This is a genomic window from Streptomyces sp. NPDC088817 (assembly GCF_044750345.1).
In the GTDB taxonomy this organism is placed as follows: Bacteria; Actinomycetota; Actinomycetes; order Streptomycetales; family Streptomycetaceae; genus Streptomyces.
This window is the reverse complement of the sequence record NZ_JBIVJN010000013.1, coordinates 116,775-137,623: the sequence shown is the minus strand read 5'-3', so window position 1 is coordinate 137,623 and position 20,849 is coordinate 116,775. Positions and strand designations below refer to the sequence as shown.

Below are 20,849 nucleotides of genomic sequence, written 5' to 3'. Positions count from 1 at the left end.
GACGGTCCCCGGAACCCCGGCCGATTTGGCGTACCGTCGGTCTCATGCCGATCAAAGCCGTGCTCTGGGACGTCGACGACACCCTCTTCGACTACACCACCGCCGACCGCGCCGGTATGCGCACGCACCTGGCCGCCGAGGGCCTGCTCGACGGGTACGCGACCGTGGAGGGCGCCCTGGCGCACTGGCGGCGGACCACCGACGCGCAGTGGGCGCGGTTCTCGGCGGGGGAGGCGACCTTCGAGGAGCAGCGGCGGGACCGGGTGCGGGTCTTCCTCGCCCGGCCGGAGCTGACCGACGACGAGACCGACGCGTGGTTCGCGCGCTACCTCGGGCACTACGAGACCGCCTGGGCGCTTTTTCCGGACGTGCTGCCGGTCCTGGACGCTCTCGCCGCCAGCCACCGGCACGCCGTGCTGTCCAACTCCAGCATCCACGTCCAGGAGCGCAAACTGCGCGCCCTCGGCGTGCGCGACCGCTTCGAGACGGTGCTGTGCGCCGCGGAACTCGGTGTGTCCAAGCCGGAGCCGCGGGCGTTCCACGCGGCGTGCGAGGCGCTGGAACTCCACCCGCGCGAAGTGGCGTACGTCGGCGACCATCCGGACATCGACGCGAGGGGCGCCGCCGAGGCCGGGCTGCTGTCGGTCTGGATCGACCGCGCGGGCGTGCACGCCGGCGGCCGGGACGACGGCGGTTGGCGACGGATCGCCTCGCTCGCCGAACTGCCCGCGATCCTCCGCGCCGATACTCGTTTTGGAGCCCCGTCCACCTTCAGGTAATGTTCTTCCTGCGCCGCGGGGCGCGGGCCGAAGGTCCGGAACCGCGGATGCAACACTAGAACAGGATCCTCACAGGATCTTGACTCTCAGTGGCCTATGGTGTAATTGGCAGCACGACTGATTCTGGTTCAGTTAGTCTTGGTTCGAGTCCAGGTAGGCCAGCTCGCAGAGCTCATCTGCACCGCGGATCTCATCCGCAGGCCCCCGTTGTGTAGCGGCCTAGCACGCTGCCCTCTCAAGGCAGTAGCGCCGGTTCGAATCCGGTCGGGGGTACGGATCTCAGGAGCATTCCAGGGATCAAGGCCCCCGTTGTGTAGCGGCCTAGCACGCCGCCCTCTCAAGGCGGTAGCGCCGGTTCGAATCCGGTCGGGGGTACGACTGGTCTAAACCATCATTGGTCTATGGTGTAATTGGCAGCACGACTGATTCTGGTTCAGTTAGTCTTGGTTCGAGTCCAGGTAGACCAGCTCGGACCTGCGGAAACGCAGTGTCCAGGCCCCCGTTGTGTAGCGGCCTAGCACGCCGCCCTCTCAAGGCGGTAGCGCCGGTTCGAATCCGGTCGGGGGTACGCAGTCGGAAGGGCCCTCCCTTAGAGGAGGGTCCTTTTGTGTTTTTCCCTTGCGCTCATACGTGGAGAGTGCCACTATCCAAATATGGATAGTGGCACTCTCCATGGTGCTGTCCGAGGCCACTGAGGTGAGGGAACGGGGGAACGGATGGGTGTCCAGCCGATCGAGGGGCGCATGACCGCCGGGCACGAGGGCGAGGTGGTCGTGTTCCACATCGGGGTGCGCATCAACAGCTTCGCGGCGGTGCGTAGTTGGTGGCCGGTGGTCAAGGCGATGGGACCGATGCTCGCGGAACTCCACCGCGACCCCGACAGCGGACTCCTCGGAGCCAGGCAACTGCTGGCGGGACCGCGCGAGGTGCACGTCGTGCAGTACTGGGAGTCCAAGGAGAAACTCCTCGACTACGCCACCGCGCCCGACCGTAGCCACCGCCCGGCCTGGTCCGCGTTCAACCGCCGGCTGCGCGAGGGAAGGGGCAGGGTCGGCTTCTGGCACGAGACCTACGTGGTCCCGGCCGGCGCCCACGAGGCCATCTACATGAACATGCCCCCCACCGGGCTCGGCAGGGCCACGGACGTGGTCCCGGTGGCCCGCCGCGGAGACCGGGCGGCAGCCAGGCTGCGCCTCTCCTGAGCCACCCGCTGTGTCCCAAGTCCACGCGTGTGACCTCTGCGATGCCTGTGTCAGTGGTGTTGTGGCGTGCGGGGCGGGCGGGACAACGGGCCGGCCCCGGGCGAGCATCGCTCGCCCGGGGCCGGGTGGTCGGGTGTGGTCGGGTGTCGATGTCCCGTGCGCGGGGCCTGCCGCGGCGTTGAGGCCGGCCCTGCGGGGCGCGGGAGTCAGCCGGAGCGGCGCAGGGCCTCGGACAGGCGTGCGGCGGAGTCGATGACCGCCTGGGCGTGCATGCGCCCGGGGTGGCGAGTGAGGCGCTCGATGGGTCCGGAGACCGAGACGGCGGCCACCACGCGGTTGGAGGGCCCGCGCACCGGCGCGGAGACGGACGCGACGCCCGGCTCGCGCTCGCCGATCGACTGGGCCCAGCCCCGGCGCCGTACGCCCGACAGGGCCGTCGCCGTGAAGCGGGCGCCCTGGAGGCCGCGGTGGAGGCGCTCCGGCTCCTCCCAGGCCATCAGGACCTGTGCCGAGGAGCCCGCCTTCATCGTGAGCGTGGAGCCGACCGGGACCGTGTCCCGAAGACCGGACAGGCGCTCGGCCGCGGCGACGCAGATGCGCATGTCGCCCTGGCGGCGGTAGAGCTGCGCGCTCTCGCCCGTCACGTCCCGCAGGTGTGTGAGCACCGGCCCCGCGGTGGCCAGCAGGCGGTCCTCGCCCGCGGCCGCGGCCAGCTCCGCCAGGCGCGGGCCGAGGATGAACCGGCCCTGCATGTCGCGCGCCACCATGCGGTGGTGTTCCAGCGCCACGGCCAGCCGGTGGGCCGTGGGTCGTGCCAGTCCGGTGGCCGCGACCAGGCCCGCGAGGGTGGCCGGACCGGACTCCAGAGCGCTCAGGACAAGGGCTGCCTTGTCCAGAACGCCGACGCCGCTACTGTTGTCCATGCAACGATACTTGCGTCTCACTCTGTGAAACGCAAGTTCAATTTTCCGTGGAACACGCCACTCTGGTAGTCACAGCGGCCCGCGTCGACCGGCGGGCTCTGCGGCGGACGCCCGGAGGGGGGCGCGGGTGCCGCATCCTCAAGATCTCTAGTTGGGCCGGCGCCCGTGGCGTCCGGCCGGAGGGAAAGCGATGGGTAGGACACTCGCGGAGAAGGTCTGGGACGACCACGTCGTCCGGCGCGCCGAGGGCGAGCCCGACCTCCTCTTCATCGATCTGCACCTGCTGCACGAGGTGACCAGCCCCCAGGCCTTCGACGGCCTGCGCAAGAGCGGTCGCGGTGTGCGCCGGCTCGACCTGACCATCGCGACCGAGGATCACAACACCCCGACCCTCGACATCGACAAGCCCATCGCGGACCCGGTCTCCCGCGTCCAGCTGGAGACGCTGCGCAAGAACTGCGCCGACTTCGGGGTCCGGCTGCACCCGCTGGGCGACGTCGAGCAGGGCGTCGTCCACGTGGTGGGACCGCAGCTCGGTCTGACCCAGCCGGGCACCACCGTCGTCTGCGGTGACTCCCACACCTCCACGCACGGCGCCTTCGGCGCGCTGGCGTTCGGCATCGGCACCTCCCAGGTCGAGCACGTGCTCGCCACCCAGACCCTGCCGATGGCCCGCCCGAAGACCATGGCGATCACCATCGAGGGCGAACTTCCCGAGGGCGTCACGGCCAAGGACCTGATCCTGGCGATCATCGCGAGGATCGGCACCGGCGGCGGCCAGGGCTACATCCTGGAGTACCGCGGCTCCGCCATCGAGAAGCTCTCGATGGAGGCCCGCATGACCATCTGCAACATGTCGATCGAGGCCGGCGCCCGCGCGGGCATGATCGCCCCCGACGAGACGACCTTCGCCTACCTCCAGGGCCGCCCGCACGCCCCCGAGGGCGCCGACTGGGACGCCGCGGTCGCGTACTGGAAGACCCTGCGCTCCGACGACGACGCCGTCTTCGACGCCGAGGTCGTCATCGACGCCGCCGAGCTGTCCCCGTTCGTCACCTGGGGCACCAACCCCGGCCAGGGCGCGCCGCTTTCGGCGGCCGTCCCCGACCCCGCTTCGTACGAAGACGCATCGGAGCGGCTGGCCGCCGAAAAGGCCCTGGAGTACATGGGGTTGGCGGCCGGGCAGCCGCTGCGCTCCATCGACGTGGACACCGTCTTCGTAGGCTCCTGCACCAACGGCCGCATCGAGGACCTGCGGGCCGCCGCCGACATCGTGCGGGGCCGCAAAGTCGCCGACGGCGTACGGATGCTGGTCGTCCCCGGTTCCGCGCGCGTGGGTCTCCAGGCCGTCTCCGAGGGCCTGGACGTGGTCTTCAAGGAGGCCGGCGCCGAATGGCGGCACGCGGGCTGCTCGATGTGCCTGGGCATGAACCCCGACCAGCTCGCCCCCGGCGAGCGCTCCGCCTCCACCTCCAACCGCAACTTCGAGGGCAGGCAGGGCAAGGGTGGCCGCACCCACCTGGTCTCCCCGCAGGTCGCCGCGGCCACCGCGGTCCTCGGCCACCTGGCCTCCCCGGCCGACCTGTCCGACGCCCCCACGCCCGCTGGAGTCTGAGAGATCATGGAAGCCTTCACCACCCACACCGGCCGGGCCGTCCCGCTGCGCCGCAGCAACGTCGACACCGACCAGATCATCCCCGCCCACTGGCTCAAGAAGGTCACCCGCGACGGATTCGAGGACGGGCTGTTCGAGGCCTGGCGCAAGGACCCCGGCTTCGTGCTCAACCGCCCGGAGCGCGACGGCGCCACGGTCCTGGTCGCCGGCCCCGACTTCGGCACCGGCTCCTCCCGCGAGCACGCCGTCTGGGCGCTGCAGAACTACGGCTTCAAGACCGTGATCTCGTCCCGCTTCGCCGACATCTTCCGGGGCAACTCGCTGAAGAACGGCCTGCTCACCGTGGTTCTGGACCAGAAGGTCGTGGACGCCCTGTGGGAGCTCACCGAGAAGGACCCCCAGGCCGAGGTGACCGTCGACCTGGTCGCCCGCGAGGTGCGCGCCGAGGGGATCACCGCCCCGTTCGAGCTGGACGAGAACTCCCGCTGGCGGCTGCTGAACGGTCTGGACGACATCTCCATCACCCTCCAGAACGAGACCGACATCGCCGCGTACGAGGCGAAGCGCCCCGCCTACAAGCCGCGCACCCAGCCGGTCTGATCCCCGGCCCCGGCCGATGAGCGGCCGCCGAGCCGGAAACCGCTCCGCGCCGCCTTGGCAAGTCGACTTTCGGCCACCGTACGACCCCGCTGTACCCCCGATCGAGGCGATCGGGGGTACAGCCTTTTTTACGTCCGTACCATCCGGCGCGCCGCCGTCGGTGCGCTCAACTTCCCACGTTAAGCGGGCTATTGCCGGGGTAGACGAGGCTCCGGAGCCCGCCCGGCGCAACCGCCCCGACGGTTGCCGCAGGCGTCAGTTGCCCCCCAGCGCAGGCGACAACTCGCCCCAGATGGCACAATCTGTGCATGGACAACGACGGCCAACTCGAGCTCTATACGGCAGTCGCGGCCCAGCTCAAGGAAGCGCACGAAAGGGTGCGCGCACTGCAAGTCCCGGAGAGCGTACGGATGGCGCTGACCCGGAAGCTGCTGGTCATTACGGCCGCGGCCAAGCACGATCTGGCCAGTGCGACAAGGCGTCTGGAGCGGTTCACGGCAGACCTCGACCAGGGGCGAATCCCCGGCGAGGAAGGCTGAACAGCCCGGGGTCGTCGAGTCCGTTGCGGCACAAGGGTGATTAGCCCGTTTCGTGTTTGATTTGCGGTATATATCTGCCTAACGTGCGAAAACGCTTGAACACTTTCGTTCCGGCAAGGTCTCCGAAGGGGAAGACGTGAACAAGGCGCAGCTCGTAGAAGCGATTGCCGACAAGATGGGCGGCCGCCAGCAGGCCGCCGATGCGGTGGACGCGGTACTGGACGCCGTCGTCCGCGCGGTCGTCGCGGGAGACCGGGTCTCGGTCACCGGCTTCGGGTCCTTCGAGAAGGTCGACCGTCCCGCCCGTTACGCGCGCAACCCGCAGACGGGTGAGCGGGTGCGGGTCAAGAAGACCTCCGTTCCCCGCTTCCGCGCCGGCCAGGGCTTCAAGGACCTGGTGAGCGGCTCGAAGAAGCTCCCGAAGCATGACATCGCGGTCAAGAAGGCGCCCAAGGGCAGCCTCTCCGGCCCGCCCGCCACCATTGCCAAGGCCGTCGGCAAGAAGGCCGCGGCGAAGAAGACCACCGCGGCCGCGAAGAAGACGGCCGCGAAGAAGGCCACCCCGGCGGCGAAGAAGACCACCGCCAAGAAGGCCGCCACGGCCAAGAAGACCACGGCGGCCGCCAAGAAGACGACGGCCACGAAGGCCGCCGCCAAGAAGACCACCGCCAAGAAGGCGCCGGCGAAGAAGGCCACGGCCAAGAAGGCCCCCGCCAAGAAGTCGACCGCCCGCAAGACCACCGCCAAGAAGACCGCCGCCCGCGGCAAGTAGCGGCGCAGGGGCACTCACGCGCCGGGCCGGACTCCCGAGGGAGCCCGGCCCGCGGCGTGTTCGGACCCCGCCGGCAAGGCCGCCGGGTCCCTCGCGCGGAGGGGGCGGTCCTCCCGTCCGTTCAGAAGGTCTGCAGCGTCACCAGGGTGATCCGCAGGGCGTTCGCCTCGCCCTCGGTCTCGATCCGCACCCGCTGTCCCGGCCGCAGCAGCCGCAGGCCGCCCGCGTCGAACGCCGGCGCGTCGAAGGACACCGGGGTGCCGTCGTCCAGCAGCACCTGCCCGCTGCGGCTTTCGGGGTCGTACGTGTATGCGGTCGCCTGCATGACGGCAGCCTACTGCCCCCGGGCCGGCAGCCGCGCGGCCGCGGCGGCCGTCCGCGGCCCCACGCCGAGGGCCAGCGCCGCCCGCAGGTCGTCGCCCGTGTCCACGTCCTGGCGCACGGATTCCACCGCGTCCAGGGACAGTTCCATCGCGCCGGAGGCCCGGTGACGGGCCCGGGAATCGGTACCGAAGGACGGGAGCAGCGGATGCCCGGGAGAGGCCGTCAGCAAAGTCGTGCCGACGGCCGCGGAATCCGCGAGAAATGCCCGCGGGAATTGTCCGGCCGCCGCCAGGACCCGGGCCAATTCCATGGGCCGCAGCGCGGGAAGATCGGCGTTGAGGGCCGCCACCGGAGTCCGGGGGCGCGCGGCCCGCACCACCGCCGCCCCGTGCGCGAGGGCGGCGTTCAGACCGGCCCGGGGATCGTCGGCGACGATCCGGGCGCCGAGCGCGGCCAGCTCCCGCGCGGCCTCGGTGTCGTCCGTGACGACCGCCACATCCGCGACCGCCGGGCAGGCCAGCGCGGCCGCCACCGTGTCCACGGCGAAGGCGAGGGCCAGGCCAGGACGCACCCCCTCGCCGGCGGTGTCCGAGAGCCTGCTCTTGGCCCGGTTCAGGGGCTTCAGGGGAATGACCAAGGTCCACTGCACCGGCGTTCCGTCCCTCTCGTGTGGTCCTCATTGTCCCCCGGACCGTCCGGCGGACCGGGAAGGGGCGGGAAGGGGGAGGGGCGCGAAAGCCCTTCCAAAGGCGCTCCCGGTGACGTGCGGGCGTACGGTGTTCTCGACAGACAGGCGGCCTGGGGCGACACTTGTGCGGCCCCCCAGGCCCTAGAGGAAGGTGTCCGCGTGCCCCGCCGCAGAATCGGCTTCTGGTATCGCTTCGCAGCGGTGATCTGCAAACCGCCACTGGTGGTTCTGATCAAGCGGGACTGGCGCGGAATGGAGCACATTCCGGCCGACGGCGGATTTATCACCGTGGTGAACCACAATTCGCACGTCGACCCCTTCGCGTACGCCCACTTTCAGTACAACACCGGGCGCGTTCCGCGATTCCTGGCGAAGAGCGGGCTTTTCAGGAAGGGATTGGTGGGTGCCGCGATGCGCGGCACCGGGCAGATCCCCGTCTACCGCGAGAGCACGGACGCGCTGAGCGCCTTCCGCGCCGCCATCGACGCCGTGGAGCGCGGCGAGTGCGTCGCCTTCTACCCCGAGGGCACCCTCACCCGCGACCCCGACGGCTGGCCCATGACGGGCAAGACCGGCGCCGCCCGGGTCGCCCTCCAGACCAAGTGCCCGGTGATTCCGGTCGCCCAGTGGGGCGCCAACGAACTGCTGCCGCCCTACGCCAAGAAGCCCGACCTGCTGCCCCGCAAGACCCACCAGGTGCTCGCCGGGCCGCCCGTGGACCTCTCCCGCTTCTACGACCAGGAGATGACTCCGGAGCTCCTCAAGGAGGCCACCGAGGTCATCATGGCGGCCATCACCCGCCAGCTGGAGCAGATCCGCGGGGAGAAGGCGCCCGCCGAGCCGTACGATCCGCGCCGGGAGCGGATCGAGCAGCGCCGCCGCACCGCGACACAGACGCAGGGCAGGACCGTGCCGGCCGCGCAGCGCGCGCCGGACATGCGGGAGTCCGTACAGGAAGAGGGGCAGGGCACGTGAGCAAGCCGGTCAAGGCGGCCGTCTTCGGTACCGGATCGTGGGGCACCGCCTTCGGCATGGTCCTCGCCGACGCCGGCTGCGAGGTGACCCTGTGGGCCCGCCGCGCCGAACTCGTCGACGCGGTCAACTCCACCCGGACCAACCCCGACTACCTGCCCGGAGTCGAACTCCCGGAGAACCTGCGGGCCACGGCCGACGCCGCCGAGGCCGCCCGCGACGCCGACTTCACGGTGCTCGCCATCCCCTCGCAGACCATGCGGGCCAACCTCGCCGAGTGGGCGCCGCTGCTCGCCCCCGACACCGTCCTCGTCTCCCTGATGAAGGGCGTCGAACTCGGCTCGGCCATGCGGATGAGCGAGGTGATCGAGGACGTCGCCAAGGTGGGCGCCGACCGCATCGCCGTCGTCACCGGGCCCAACCTGGCCCGGGAGATCGCCGCCCGTATGCCGGCCGCCGGCGTGGTCGCGTGCACCGACGAGGAGGTGGCCCGCCGGCTGCAGGCGGTCTGCCACACCCCGTACTTCCGGCCCTACACCAACACCGACGTGGTCGGCTGCGAACTCGGCGGCGCCGTCAAGAACGTGATCGGTCTGGCCGTCGGCATCGCGGACGGCATGGGGCTCGGCGACAACGCCAAGGGCTCGCTCATCACCCGCGGCCTCGCCGAGACCACCCGGCTCGGCATGGCCCTGGGCGCCGACCCGCTGACGTTCTCCGGACTCGCCGGCCTCGGCGACCTGGTGGCCACCTGCTCCTCGCCGCTGTCGCGCAACCACACCTTCGGCACCAACCTCGGCAAGGGCATGACCCTCCAGGAGACCATCGCGGTCACCAAGCAGACCGCCGAGGGCGTCAAGTCCTGCGAGTCGGTGCTGGATCTGGCCCGCCGGCACGACGTCGACATGCCCATCACGGAGACCGTCGTCGGCATCGTGCACGAGGCCAAGCCGCCCGTGGTGGCCCTCAAGGAGCTGATGTCGCGCAGCGCCAAGCCCGAACGCCGCTGAAACCCGCGCCCTTCGGCCGTCCGCATCACGTTGCGCGACCGTCCGTGCGACGCTGAGCGACGGGGCCCGGGCGGGCACTGACGCCACGGATACCAGCGGGTACTCTCATCGCGATATGAGCAGCGAGAACCTCCCCCAGAGCCCCGAGCAGCCGTCCCGCAAGCCCCGCGTGGCCGTCGTGTGCGGCGGCCGCAGCTCCGAACACGGGATCTCCGTGGTCACCGCGGGCGCGGTGCTGCGCGCCATCGACCGGACCAAGTACGAGGTCCTGCCGATCGGCATCACCCGCGACGGCCGCTGGGCCCTGACCGCCGACGAGCCGGAGCGCATGGCCATCACCGAGGGCCGCACCCCGAGCGTCGAGGAACTCGCCGACTCCGCCGAGGGCGGCGTGGTGCTGCCCGTCGACCCGTCCAACCGCGAAGTCGTCTACAGCGAGCCCGGTTCGGTGCCCAAGGTGCTCGGCGAGGTCGACGTGGTCTTCCCGGTGCTGCACGGCCCCTACGGCGAGGACGGCACCCTCCAGGGACTCCTGGAGCTGTCCGGCGTTCCGTACGTGGGCTCGGGCGTGCTCGCCTCGGCCGTCGGCCAGGACAAGGAGTACATGAAGCGGGTGTTCACCTCCTTCGGGCTCAAGGTCGGCCCGTACGTGGTGATCCGGCCGCGCGAGTGGGCGCAGGACCCGTCCGCCGCCCGGAAGAAGATCGTCGACTTCGCCGGCGAGCACGGCTGGCCGCTGTTCGTGAAGCCCGCGCGGGCCGGTTCGTCGATCGGCATCACCAAGGTCGACGACCTGTCCGGCCTCGACGAGGCGATCGAGGAGGCCCGGCGGCACGACCCGAAGGTGCTCGTGGAGGCCGCGCTGCGGGGCCGCGAGATCGAGTGCGGGGTGCTGGAGTTCGAGGACGGCCCGCGGGCCTCCGTACCGGCCGAGATCCCGCCGCCCGAGGCGCACGCGTACTACGACTTCGAGGCCAAGTACATCGACTCCACGCCCGGCATCGTGCCCGCCCCGCTGACCGACGAGGAGACCGCCGAGGTGCGGCGGCTCGCGGTGGACGCGTTCGAGGCGGCCTCCTGCGAGGGCCTGGTCCGCGCGGACTTCTTCCTCACCGAGGACGGCGAGTTCGTGATCAACGAGATCAACACCATGCCCGGCTTCACGCCCATCTCGATGTACCCGCAGATGTGGCAGGCGACCGGGATCAGCTACCCGGAACTGGTGGACCGGCTGATCCAGGCGGCACTGCGCCGCTCCACCGGCCTGCGCTGACCCCACACGCCCAGGGGGCGGCGGACACCGGCCGGTGTCCGCCGCCCCCTGGGCGCACGTCGGGCACTCAGTCGGCGATCCCCTTGGGGATCGCCTTCTTCACGGCCGGGGCCAGATCGACCAGCGGCGCGACCCCGTGGTCCGTCCGCCCCGCGGGGATCGTCACCTCCACATAGGCCAGGCGCAGCGCGGTGGTGAAACGGAACGAACCGTCCCCCTGCTTCTGCAGCAGCCAGCCCACGTCGTTCACCTCGGCCCCGTCGGCCTCCGGATCGTCCATCGCGGCGGGCCGCGGGACACCGCAGCGCAGTATGATCGCCGGGCTTCCCCAGCCCGCGGTCAGCGCGGAGGCGGGCCGGGGGTCCTCGCGGCTCAGTCCGTCCACTTTCCCAGGCAGTTCCCGGTCCAGATCACGGCACAGTCTCGCCACCGACGGGCCGGGAGTGGGAACCGCCACGGTGGCGCTGTCGTCGCTCGGGGAGCAGCCCGCGACGGTGATCAGCGCGGCGAGGACGGGCAGACCGAGAAACCGGTGACGGAAGAAGCTCACCGGCCAAGGGTAGACGGGGGCTACAGATGCACGACCGGGCAGGTCAGGGTGCGCGTGATGCCGTCCACTTGCTGGACCTTCGCGACCACCATGCGGCCCAGGTCGTCCACCGTGTCGGACTGGGCGCGCACGATGACGTCGTACGGCCCCGTCACGTCCTCGGCCTGGATCACTCCGGGGATCTTGCCGATCGTCTCTGCGACGGTCGACGCCTTGCCGACCTCCGTCTGGATCAGGATGTACGCCTGTACCACGGAACCTCCAGGGCGGCCACGAGGATCATCTGGGGGAAAAGGAACGCCACGGTACCGCGTCGTCACACGCCGTGGGGAGACCCGGGAGGCCGTGACGCACGCGCCGGGGTGCAGGTAGGACAGAAGTTGACGGTCATCTCGACCGTAGCGAGGACCGCGTGGACGCGCGACCGGGAACACAACCGGGATCATCCAGGGACAGAAGGGGCGAAAGGCCGATGAAGGGCACTGTTGGTGAGCTCGGGGAGTTCGGGCTCATCAGGGAGCTCACCTCCCGTCTCACCACCACCCCGGCGGTCCGGGTCGGTCCCGGCGACGACGCCGCGGTGGTCGCCGCCCCCGACCGCAGGGTCGTGGCGAGCACCGACATACTCCTCGAGGGGCGGCACTTCCGCCGGGACTGGTCCACCGCGTACGACGTGGGCCGCAAGGCGGCCGCCCAGAACCTCGCGGACATCGCCGCCATGGGCGCCGTGCCGACCGCGCTGCTGCTCGGTCTGGTCGTGCCCACCGAGCTCCCGGTCACCTGGCCCACCGAGCTGATGGACGGCCTGCGCGACGAGTGCCAGGTCGCCGGGGCCGCCGTCGTCGGCGGCGACGTGGTGCGCGGCGACACGATCATGGTGTCGATCACCGCGCTCGGTGATCTGCGCGACCACGAACCGGTCACGCGCGCCGGCGCACAGCCCGGCGACCTGATCGCGGTGACCGGCTGGCTGGGCTGGTCCGCCGCCGGGTACGCGGTGCTCTCCCGGGGCTTCCGCTCGCCCCGCGCCTTCGTCGAGGCCCACCGCCGACCCGAGCCGCCGTACCACGCGGGTCCCGCGGCCGCCGGGCTCGGCGCCACCGCGATGTGCGACGTCAGTGACGGACTGATCGCCGACCTCGGGCACATCGCCGAGGCCAGCAAGGTCCACATCGACATCCGCTCGGGCGCCATAGACATCCCCTCGCAGATGAACGACATCGGGCAGGCCGTCGGCGTCGACCCGCTGCAGTGGGTGCTGACCGGGGGAGAGGACCACGCGATCGTGGCGGCCTTCCCGCCGGACGTGAAGCTGCCTGCCCGCTGGAAGGTGATCGGCGACGTGCACAGCCCCTCCGCGCTGCCCCAGGTCACGGTCGACGGCGCGCCGTGGACCAGCAAGGGCGGCTGGGACCACTTCGGGGACATCGAGTCATGACCGCCGCCCCTCCCCGGGTACTGACCGTCGCGGGCTCCGACTCCGGCGGCGGCGCCGGCATCCAGGCCGACCTGAAGACGATGCTCGCCCTCGGCGTGCACGGCATGAGCGTGATCACCGCGGTGACCGCGCAGAACTCCCTGGGTGTGCAGGGGGCCTGGGAACTGCCCGTGGACGCGGTCCGGGCCCAGTACCGCAGCGTCGTGGACGACATCGGCGTCCAGGCGGTGAAGACCGGGATGCTGGCCTCGGCGGAACTGGCCGGGGCGGTGGCCGAACTGATCGCCGGGACGGACGCGCCCGCGGTCGTCGACCCGGTCGGCGTCTCCAAGCACGGCGACCCGCTCCTCGCCGAGTCCGCGCTCCGGACCGTGCGCGAAAGGCTGCTCCCCGTGGCGACCGTCGCCACGCCGAACCTCGACGAAGTGGCGCAGCTCACTGGCGTCCGGGTCCGGGCGGAGGGGCAGATGCGGGAGGCCGCGGCGGCGATGCTGGCGTTCGGGCCGGAGTGGGTGCTGATCAAGGGCGGCCACCTCACCGGGCGGGAGGGCGGCGGCCAGGCCGTGGACCTGCTCACCGACGGCGCCGAGGAGCACTGGCTGCGCGCCCCCCGGTACGACAACCGGCACACGCACGGCACCGGCTGCACCCTCGCCTCCGCGATCGCCTCGTACCTGGCGAAGGGCCGGTCGGTGCCGGAGGCCGTGACGGCGGCCAAGGCGTACGTCACCGGGGCGATCGCGGCCGGCTTCGCGCTCGGCGGGGGGATCGGGCCCGTGGACCACGGCTGGGCCCTGCGGGGATCCCGGGCGGAGTAGTCGCACGACCCGCGCGGGCATGGCGTGTGCGGGTACGGCGTGTGCGGGTACGGCAAAAAGCCGGTCCACCGAGGTGGACCGGCTCAGTGCAGCGAACCAGCGGTGGCCGCGCGCTTAGCTGTTGCTGTGCGTCAGCGCGAGACCTTGCCGGCCTTGATGCACGAGGTGCAGGCGTTCACGCGCTTCGGCGTCCCGCCGACCACGGTACGCACGCGCTGGATGTTCGGGTTCCAGCGACGGGGCGTACGGCGGTGCGAGTGCGAGATGTTGTTGCCGAAGCCCGGCCCCTTGCCGCAGACGTCGCAGTTGGCAGCCACGGGTCACTCCAAAGACTTCAGATGCACTTACGGTTGATCCCGGCATGCCGGGATCAAGATCTCGTGCTCGGAGAGCACTTCTGAAATCTGAGTGGCGTTGCCAGGGGGATAGCCCGATCAGGTCGGGCAACCGGAGCAGCATACAACGGCTGCGTCCGTAGGGCGAAACTACCACGGCGGCTCCGGGGCCCGCGCGGGCCCTCTTCCGTCCGGCACCGCCCCTGGGTCTACGCTGCGTCCAGTCCAGCAGCTCAGGGAGGCGCAGGTGGCGCAGGTGCCGCAGACGTTCGACGCGCCGGCGGTGCGCACCTGGTGCGGACTGGCGCTGCGGGCCCTGGGACGCGCGCGCGAGGAGATCGACGCGATCAACGTCTACCCCGTGGCCGACGGGGACACCGGCACCAACCTGTATCTGACCGTGGAGTCCGCCGTCGCGGCGGTGGAGGCCGTGTTCGCCGCGCACGAGATGGGCGACGGAACCGGCGGGGCACTCGCCGGTCCCTCCCTGGCCGACGCCGCGCGGGCGATGGCGCACGGCGCGCTGATCGGGGCCCGCGGCAACTCCGGGACCATCCTCGCCCAGCTGCTGCGCGGCATGGCCCAGGTGTTCGCCGCCGACGGTGACCTGACGCACACCGACGGGCGCGGCCTGTGCCTGGCCCTGCGGCGCGCCGCGGACTCCGCCCGGCAGGCCGTGGCGCACCCGGTGGAGGGCACGGTCCTGTCGGTGGCCTCGGCCGCCGCGGACGCGGCCACCGGGGCGCGCGGGGACTGCGGCGCCGTCGCTCTGGCCGCCTACGAGGGGGCCTGCGCGGCCCTCGCCGCGACCCCCGGCCAGCTGGCGGTCCTGGAGCGCGCCGGGGTGGTCGACGCGGGCGGGCGGGGACTCGTGGCGGTCCTCGCGGCCCTGGTGGAGACCTGCACGGGACGAGCGCCGGAGCAGGGCGCGTCCGCTTCGGTGGTCGCGGCGGCGGGTGACGGCGGGGCGACCGTGCCCCACGCGCGCGTGTGCTCCGCCGGGGACGACGGGCCCGGTGCCTGCGCGCCGCCCGCGAGCGGTCCCGCCTTCGAGGTGATCTACCTGCTGGACGCCGAGGACGCGGCCGTCGCCCGGCTGCGCGAACGGCTCGACGGGCTCGGGGACTCGCTGGTCGTGGTCGGCGGCGACGGCCTGTGGAACGTGCACGTGCACGTCGACGATGCCGGCGCCGCCGTGGAGGCGGGTGTGGAGGCCGGGCGGCCGCACCGCATCCGGATCACCCACTTCGCCGCCGACGACGCGCACACCGGCGGGCCCGGGGTCCCGCCGCGGCGGGAGCGGGCCCAGCGCGCCGTGGTGGCCGTCGTGCCCGGCGAGGGCCTGGCCGGGCTCTACACCGAGGCCGGGGCGACCGCGGTGGTCACCAGGCCCGGCGAGCAGCTCGCCAGCGGTGAGCTCGTCGACGCCGTACGGCGGGCACACGCGCGCGAGGTGGTCCTGCTGCCCAACGACCCCGAACTGCGCCACACCGCGTCGGCGGCGGCCGAGCAGGCCCGCGGGGACGGTGTCCGTGTGGCCCTGATCCCGACCCGCTCGGCGGTGCAGGGCATCGCCGCCCTCGCCGTGCACGAGCCGGGGCGCAGCTTCGACGAGGACGTCGTCGCCATGACCTCTGCGGCCGGCGCCACCCGGCACGCCGAGGTCATCGTCGCCGAACGCCAGTCGTGGACCACGGCCGGCATCTGCCAGGCCGGTGACGTCCTCGGTCTCATCGACGGCGACGTGGCCGTGATCGGCTCGGACGTCACGGCCACCGCCGAGACCGTCCTGGACCGCATGCTCGCGGCCGGCGGCGAACTGGTCACCCTCGTCCTCGGCGACGAGGCCCCCGACACGATCGCCGCCCATCTCCGGACCCGGGTCCGCGAGTCCTACCTCGCCGTCGACACGGTCGTCTACGAGGGCGGCCGCCAGGGAGCACTGCTGCTCATCGGCGTGGAGTAGGCCACGCCTCCCGGCCGGCCTCGCCGACGGCGGGCTTGGCACACGCGTATCGGTGGGCTCGTAGGTGGTCGCCGCGGCACGCGCGCGTGTGTGGTGGCCCGGGCAGGGCGGCCGGGTGCTGTCGCCGGTCGCCTGCTCCGGGGCCGTCGGTCAGTCGTCCGGCTCCGCATCCAGGGCTCGCAGGAGTCGTTCGGCTTGCGCGCGCCGGAGCGGTGCCTCGGTGTCCCCGTCGGCGGCGTCCTCGTAGGCCGCCAGCACGGCACGTGCGTGTGCCGTGGCCTCGGCGGGGCGGCCCAGGTCGGCTGCCAGCCGGCCCGCGGCGAGTTCCGCTCCGGTGCGCTCGTGCAGGGCGGCCGGACCCAGCAGAGCGAAGGCCGCGATCGCCTGCTCCAGCCGGGACAGCGCCTCCTCGGCCACTGCCTCGTCCGCCGCGCCGTCCGCGAGCAGCTCGCCGAACTGCCCGTGGGTCTGCCCGAGTTCCGCGACCAGCCGCTGCCGCGCCGCCGAGTCGTCGGCCACCGCGTCCAGCGCCGCCTCGCACTCCGCGACGGCGGCCCCCATCAGCTCCCGCGCCGCGTCCAGGCCGGCCTCGGTGCCCGATGCCAGCCACGCGCGTGCGCGCAGAGCTCGGACCAGGCCGTGCACGTCGCCCAGGGCGCGCCACAGGTCGCCCGCGCGCGTGTACGCGTGATCGGCCTCCTCGTGCAGCCCCGCCCGGCTCAGCGACTCGGCGGCCAGATGCGCGAGGGTCGCGTGGTCCTGCTGCTCGGGCCAGTGCCGGGCGATCTCGGCGGCCTGGAGCCGGCGTTCGGCTGCCCCACGGTGTTCCCCGAGCTCGCTCAGGCAGTCGCCGAGCCACCACTGCGTCTGCACGACGGCCCCGTCGCCGTGCGTGTCCGCGGACAGATCCGGCAGCGCGGACTCCAGCACCTCGGCGGCCTCCGCCCACCGACCCAGCCGCAGCAGCAGACCGCCGAGCTGCTGCCGGGCCCACGCGCCGAGCGCCGGTCCCTCGCCCGCCTCGTCGGCCCAGTGCGCCGCCTCAAGGGCGTGTTCCGCCGCCTCCTCGGTCCGGCCGAGACCGCCGAGCACCTCCGCGAGCTGAAGGTGGAGCTGTGCCCGGCCGGGGGCCTCCAGATACGCCCCGCCGTGCTCCAGGGCCGCCCGCAGCGCCCGCTCGGCGCCCTCCGGATCGCCCAGATGGTGCGCGATTACCGCCAGCCGTGCCTCGTACTCCACCGCGAACCACGGCACACCCGCCCCGGCGTACTCGGCCGCGGCACGCTCGAACAGCTCCGCGGCCCCCCGCAGATCACCGGCGCGCGCGGCGGTCTCGGCGAGCATCGCCCGCGCCTCGGCCTCGCGGGCCGCGAGCCGCACATCGTCCCCGGTGTGCCCCTCCACGAGGGCCAGGACCTCCCGCACGGCCCCCTCGGCGGCGGACAGCGCCCCGGGGTCCATCGACCCCTCGGCCTCGTACACGGGCCGCATCAGGATCCGTGCCCGTCCCATCACCACGGACGCGGTCTGCCGGACGCCGGTGCCCTCCTCCGCGTACAGCGCGAGGACCTGCTCGTAGGGCTCGGCGACCGCGGCGAGAGCCCCGGCCACATCGCCGGTCAGCGCCCTCATGTACGCGGCACGCGAGCGTGCCGCCAGCGCCTCGCCCGGGTCGCCCGCCCGCGCGTACGACTCGGCGGCCCGCTCGAACAGCGCGATGCCCTCGGGGCCCCGGCTCATCGCCTCGTGGTCGGCGATCTCGGCCTGGTCGCGGGCCGCCAACTCGACGCCCTCCGCGGCCCGCGCGACCGCCGCCCATGCCTCCGTGGCGTCCGGCCGCAGGGTGTCCGACAGCCGCCGCGCCTCGGCGATCAGCGCGGACAGGTCGGCTTCCCCGGGCGCCGCGGCCGCCGCTTCAGCCGCCGTCCCCGCGGGGACCACAGCGGGAGCCGAAGCCGTGCCGACGGGCCGCCGTGCCGTGCGCACGCCCAGCGGCAGCCGCTCCACCAGCGGGCGCCGCGCCATGCGCGCGCGTGCGCGCTCGCCCACCCGGGACGTGCCGTTGCGCTCGTCGAAGCGGGCCGCCAGAGCCGCCGCCTCCGCACGCGCGTGCGCGGCGAGTTCGGCGGCCGTCCAGGACCGCCCCGCGGGACCGGACACCGCCTGCCCGTCCCGGCCCAGCTCGACCAGCCGCTCCATGAGCAGGGCCGTCACCGCCAGGAAGTCCAGCCTGCTGAGCGGGTTCCCGTCGTCGGTGAAGTACGCCGGCCGCTCGGCCAGCAGTTCCAGGGCCCGCGCTTCGTTGCCGGTCAGCGCGCAGAACGCCACGTGGTCGGCGTAGGCGCCCCGCATGCTCTCCATCGGCCGTACCAGCCTCAGGCCCCGCAGATGGTGGGCGCGCGCCTCGTCGAGGCGGCCGAGCCGCAGCAGCGGCAGCAGCGAGGAGGCGAGGACGCCGTGCGGCTCGTGGGCGCAGGAGAACTCGCCGTCCAGCACCGGCCGCCACAGCTCGACCGCCTCCGCGTCCCGGCCGCACTCGGCCAGCCACCGGCCCTGGTCGTGCAGTTCGCAGGCGTGGCAGTCGGCCATGCTGTCCCGGTCGGCGGCCAGCCACGCCGCGTACGCCCGCTCCGCCCGCGCCAGGTCCCCGATGTGCCGGGCGACGCTGAACTCGGCGCCGCGCACGGCACGTTCGGAGTGGCCGGCGAGCCGGTAGCGGTGCTCCATCTCGCCGAGCCACTTCTCGATCGCGGCCAGCGGAATGTGCGGCTGGCCCAGCATGCCCGCCGACATCCACTTGAAGACCCAGTGCAGCGAGTGGATCTCGTACTCGTCGAAGTCCTCGGGGCGGTCGTCCCACATGCGCAGCAGCCGCGCGAACGGGACGAACATCTTGTCCTTCTCGGAGCTGTAGTTGTAGACCTTCAGCTGGTGTCCGAGCGCCTCGATCACGGCGAGCGGGATGTTCAGCCGCTCGGCCTCGGCGAGCAGCAGCTCAGCGCGCGCGTTGCGGGCCGGGCCCTCCGGCCGCTCGCCGTTGGCGGCCAACTCCCGGCGCAGCGAGTCGAAGTCGGTGATCTCACTCATCGGTGGCCGTCCCCCGTCGCGTCGGTGTCGCTGTGCGTGGCCCACTCCAGCAGGCCGATGAACGCCCGGTTCAGCAGCGCCGAGTCCGCCGGCCGCAGCGGGCGCTGCGCCATCAGCAGCGCCTGCCCGTACAGCGACTCGGTCGCGGTGCCGATCAGTTCCGGGTCGCCGAGGGAACCGATGCGGCGGATCAGCGGGTTGAGGTGGTTGAGCACCAGACGCGCGCGTGGGGCGGTGCCGCGCAGCGAGCCGAGGATGCCCGCCCACAGGTCGTCGGCCCGCTCCTCGGCCTCGGCGCGGGCCTGCTCGTGCCGGGCCGCCCGGTCGTCCAGGTGCAGCGCCGGCACGGACAGCGGGTGGAAGGCGCGCAGCACGACGTCGCAGCCCAGCGGGTCCAGCCGGGTCCGCGCGGCGGCCAGGAAACCCGACAGGGCCAGCTCCTCGGCCGGGTCGACGGAGTCCAGGTGCGCGGTCACGGTGTCCGCGTCCAGCTCGGCGACCACCGTCCCCGGGCGCACGGACGGCAGCGCCTCGACCAGCTCGCTGTCGTAGGTGTAGCCGCCGTTGACGACGCCGACGCCCTGCGCGGAGGCGATCGGCGCGACCTGCCGGTACTCCTCGACTGTCCGCGTGAAGTGCACGACGGGGTGCCGCCGCGCGAACTCCTCCAGGGACAGCCGTCCGTCGGTCGTCTCGAAGGGCAGCCACGGCAGCATCGTGCGCAGCATCTCCGCGTCGTGCCGGGCCAGCGACTTCACGCCCAGGTGGTGCACCGACAGGAACGCCTCCAGGCGCTCCGGGTCGCCGGCCGCGAGAGAGGTCAGCCAGGCCCGTATCCGCTCCCCGAGCGCCTCACGCACGGCGGCCAGCGTCTCGTCCTCGTACAGCGACTCCCGTGAGGCGGTGGGCCGCAGACTGTCCGTGTCGAGCACGCAGCGCACGAAGAACGCCCAGTCGGGCAGGAGCTGTTCCGCCCGCTCGGTCAGCAGCATGCCCTTCAGGTGCACGCGGTGACCCGCCCGCTGCGCCGGGCTGACCGCCGACGGCAGCACGTACGCCACCCCGCGGATCCCGGCCAGCGGCACGTCCAGGCCGATGGCGTCCAGCGGCGTGAACCCGAACACCTCGTGGCAGTGCCTCGCCAGGGCGACCCGGCGGGCCGCGGGGGAGGGGTACGCCCGGTCCCAGGGCGCCGGCAGGTCGGTGACCGCCTCCTCGCCCACCCGGACGTCGTAGGGCAGCAGCGATCCGAAGTCCCGTGCCAGCGCGAGCACGCGCGGCTCGGTGAGCCACTCGCCCGCCCCGGCCCGGGCCTGGAGGTGCACGGTGGTGCCGGGTTCCGGGCGGGCGGAGTCCGGCAGGGTCCGCACGGTGTACGAGCCGTCGTCGCGCGCGGTCCACTCCACGGGAGGCGCCTCGGGCGTCCGGGCGCTGCGGCTGACCACCCGGATCCGCTCGGCCACCACGAAACAGGCCAGCAGGCCGATGCCGAACTGGCCGAGGAAGTCCGAGCGCGCCTCCCGCAGGCCCTCGGCCCGCTTGGAGCTGCGGCCGATGGTGGCCAGCAGTTCGTGGACGTCGGACTCGGTGAGGCCGACGCCGGAGTCCTCCACCCGGAGGGTGCCGCCGTCCGCGAAGAGCCGTACGCGCGCCGGGGCGCCGGGCTCCTCCGCGCGCCGGGCGGTGATGGCGTCCACCGCGTTCTGGAGCAGTTCGCGCAGGTAGACCCTGGGGCTGGAGTACAGGTGATGCGAGAGCAGGTCCACCAGGCCCCGCAGATCGACCTGGAACATATGGGCCGGGCGGGGCTCGCCGGACGACTGTGATGAGTGGGATGCCTGTGCTGACTGTGAGGTCTGGAAGTCCATCGTCGCAGCGCCGGTGGGGGGATGTCGGGTCGGCGCGGGGTAGGGCGGCACCTGTGAGGCGGCTGCCGCGGGGATGGCCGGAGCGCGTCA

Annotated in this window: 20 protein-coding genes and 5 tRNA genes; 17 read left to right on the top strand and 8 right to left on the bottom strand. The window is 72.6% G+C overall.

What is annotated here, in order from left to right; all coding sequences use genetic code 11:
• Positions 1-44: 44 nt before the first annotated feature.
• The 7 genes from ACIP4X_RS23825 (at position 45) to ACIP4X_RS23795 (ending at position 1,981) form a co-directional block, all read left to right on the top strand.
• Positions 45-779, top strand: coding sequence for an HAD family hydrolase (locus ACIP4X_RS23825; RefSeq protein WP_358735634.1), 735 nt, complete (start codon positions 45-47; stop codon positions 777-779).
• Between the two features lie 90 nt (positions 780-869).
• Positions 870-941 (top strand) — tRNA-Gln (locus ACIP4X_RS23820).
• Positions 942-979: 38 nt separating this feature from the next.
• Positions 980-1,052: transfer RNA gene (locus tag ACIP4X_RS23815), tRNA-Glu, on the top strand.
• A gap of 29 nt (positions 1,053-1,081) precedes the next feature.
• Positions 1,082-1,154: transfer RNA gene (locus ACIP4X_RS23810), tRNA-Glu, on the top strand.
• Between the two features lie 20 nt (positions 1,155-1,174).
• A tRNA-Gln gene (locus tag ACIP4X_RS23805) sits at positions 1,175-1,246 on the top strand.
• A gap of 28 nt (positions 1,247-1,274) precedes the next feature.
• Positions 1,275-1,347 (top strand) — tRNA-Glu (locus ACIP4X_RS23800).
• Between the two features lie 148 nt (positions 1,348-1,495).
• The gene (locus tag ACIP4X_RS23795) at positions 1,496-1,981 is read left to right on the top strand and encodes a DUF4188 domain-containing protein (RefSeq protein ID WP_358735632.1); all 486 of its coding nucleotides are present in this window, start codon (positions 1,496-1,498) and stop codon (positions 1,979-1,981) included.
• Between the two features lie 206 nt (positions 1,982-2,187).
• Here ACIP4X_RS23795 and ndgR read toward each other — a convergent pair whose 3' ends face one another.
• Positions 2,188-2,904, bottom strand: a complete 717-nt coding sequence (gene ndgR, locus ACIP4X_RS23790; protein ID WP_100571774.1) for an IclR family transcriptional regulator NdgR — start codon at positions 2,902-2,904, stop codon at positions 2,188-2,190.
• Between the two features lie 190 nt (positions 2,905-3,094).
• Here ndgR and leuC point away from each other — a divergent pair, with 190 nt between their 5' ends.
• The 4 genes from leuC to ACIP4X_RS23770 all read left to right on the top strand — a co-directional run bounded on the left by leuC (position 3,095) and on the right by ACIP4X_RS23770 (position 6,430).
• A complete protein-coding gene (gene leuC, locus ACIP4X_RS23785) occupies positions 3,095-4,519 on the top strand; it encodes a 3-isopropylmalate dehydratase large subunit (RefSeq protein ID WP_358734769.1) in 1,425 nt (474 codons plus the stop codon).
• Positions 4,520-4,525: 6 nt separating this feature from the next.
• Complete coding sequence (gene leuD, locus ACIP4X_RS23780; protein WP_358734767.1) at positions 4,526-5,119, top strand: 3-isopropylmalate dehydratase small subunit; 594 nt, start codon at positions 4,526-4,528, stop codon at positions 5,117-5,119.
• A gap of 308 nt (positions 5,120-5,427) precedes the next feature.
• Complete coding sequence (locus ACIP4X_RS23775) at positions 5,428-5,658, top strand: hypothetical protein (RefSeq protein WP_358734765.1); 231 nt, start codon at positions 5,428-5,430, stop codon at positions 5,656-5,658.
• Between the two features lie 136 nt (positions 5,659-5,794).
• Entirely contained in the window at positions 5,795-6,430 is a 636-nt protein-coding gene (locus tag ACIP4X_RS23770; protein WP_358734763.1) for an HU family DNA-binding protein, read from the top strand.
• Positions 6,431-6,551: 121 nt separating this feature from the next.
• Here the strand turns inward: ACIP4X_RS23770 and ACIP4X_RS23765 are convergent, their stop codons facing one another.
• Positions 6,552-6,755, bottom strand: coding sequence for a hypothetical protein (locus ACIP4X_RS23765; protein ID WP_358734761.1), 204 nt, complete (start codon positions 6,753-6,755; stop codon positions 6,552-6,554).
• A 9-nt stretch (positions 6,756-6,764) separates the two neighbouring features.
• Positions 6,765-7,403, bottom strand: a complete 639-nt coding sequence (gene cofC / locus ACIP4X_RS23760; RefSeq protein WP_358734759.1) for a 2-phospho-L-lactate guanylyltransferase — start codon at positions 7,401-7,403, stop codon at positions 6,765-6,767.
• A gap of 198 nt (positions 7,404-7,601) precedes the next feature.
• Between cofC and ACIP4X_RS23755 the strand changes: the two genes are divergently transcribed.
• From ACIP4X_RS23755 to ACIP4X_RS23745, 3 genes are all read left to right on the top strand, one after another.
• Positions 7,602-8,417: a lysophospholipid acyltransferase family protein gene (locus ACIP4X_RS23755; protein ID WP_358734757.1), complete on the top strand. Its 816-nt coding sequence runs from the start codon at positions 7,602-7,604 to the stop codon at positions 8,415-8,417.
• A complete protein-coding gene (locus tag ACIP4X_RS23750; RefSeq protein ID WP_358734755.1) occupies positions 8,414-9,424 on the top strand; it encodes an NAD(P)H-dependent glycerol-3-phosphate dehydrogenase in 1,011 nt (336 codons plus the stop codon). Before ACIP4X_RS23755 ends, ACIP4X_RS23750 begins: the two co-directional genes overlap by 4 nt.
• 115 nt (positions 9,425-9,539) lie before the next feature.
• Positions 9,540-10,697, top strand: a complete 1,158-nt coding sequence (locus ACIP4X_RS23745; RefSeq protein ID WP_358734753.1) for a D-alanine--D-alanine ligase family protein — start codon at positions 9,540-9,542, stop codon at positions 10,695-10,697.
• Positions 10,698-10,764: 67 nt separating this feature from the next.
• Here ACIP4X_RS23745 and ACIP4X_RS23740 read toward each other — a convergent pair whose 3' ends face one another.
• Positions 10,765-11,247, bottom strand: a complete 483-nt coding sequence (locus ACIP4X_RS23740; protein ID WP_358734751.1) for a DUF3515 domain-containing protein — start codon at positions 11,245-11,247, stop codon at positions 10,765-10,767.
• Positions 11,248-11,267: 20 nt separating this feature from the next.
• Positions 11,268-11,501 (bottom strand): Lrp/AsnC family transcriptional regulator, encoded by a 234-nt coding sequence (locus ACIP4X_RS23735; RefSeq protein WP_100571763.1) that lies wholly within the window; start codon positions 11,499-11,501, stop codon positions 11,268-11,270.
• Positions 11,502-11,719: 218 nt separating this feature from the next.
• On the opposite strand from ACIP4X_RS23735, the gene ACIP4X_RS23730 reads away from it, so the two are divergent.
• Together ACIP4X_RS23730 and thiD are read left to right on the top strand one after the other, a co-directional pair.
• A complete protein-coding gene (locus ACIP4X_RS23730) occupies positions 11,720-12,685 on the top strand; it encodes a thiamine-phosphate kinase (RefSeq protein ID WP_358734748.1) in 966 nt (321 codons plus the stop codon).
• Complete coding sequence (gene thiD, locus ACIP4X_RS23725; protein ID WP_391458284.1) at positions 12,682-13,503, top strand: bifunctional hydroxymethylpyrimidine kinase/phosphomethylpyrimidine kinase; 822 nt, start codon at positions 12,682-12,684, stop codon at positions 13,501-13,503. The genes ACIP4X_RS23730 and thiD overlap by 4 nt, the downstream gene beginning before the upstream one ends.
• Positions 13,504-13,634: 131 nt before the next feature.
• Here the strand turns inward: thiD and rpmB are convergent, their stop codons facing one another.
• Positions 13,635-13,820 (bottom strand): 50S ribosomal protein L28, encoded by a 186-nt coding sequence (rpmB, locus tag ACIP4X_RS23720; protein WP_004924906.1) that lies wholly within the window; start codon positions 13,818-13,820, stop codon positions 13,635-13,637.
• Positions 13,821-14,085: 265 nt separating this feature from the next.
• On the opposite strand from rpmB, the gene ACIP4X_RS23715 reads away from it, so the two are divergent.
• Positions 14,086-15,804 (top strand): DAK2 domain-containing protein, encoded by a 1,719-nt coding sequence (locus ACIP4X_RS23715; protein WP_391458286.1) that lies wholly within the window; start codon positions 14,086-14,088, stop codon positions 15,802-15,804.
• Positions 15,805-15,954: 150 nt separating this feature from the next.
• Here ACIP4X_RS23715 and ACIP4X_RS23710 read toward each other — a convergent pair whose 3' ends face one another.
• On the bottom strand, positions 15,955-18,891 hold the full coding sequence (locus ACIP4X_RS23710) for a tetratricopeptide repeat protein (RefSeq protein ID WP_391458288.1): 2,937 nt from the start codon (positions 18,889-18,891) through the stop codon (positions 15,955-15,957).
• Positions 18,888-20,759, bottom strand: a complete 1,872-nt coding sequence (locus ACIP4X_RS23705) for an HSP90 family protein (protein WP_391458290.1) — start codon at positions 20,757-20,759, stop codon at positions 18,888-18,890. Before ACIP4X_RS23705 ends, ACIP4X_RS23710 begins: the two co-directional genes overlap by 4 nt.
• Positions 20,760-20,849 lie beyond the last annotated feature (90 nt).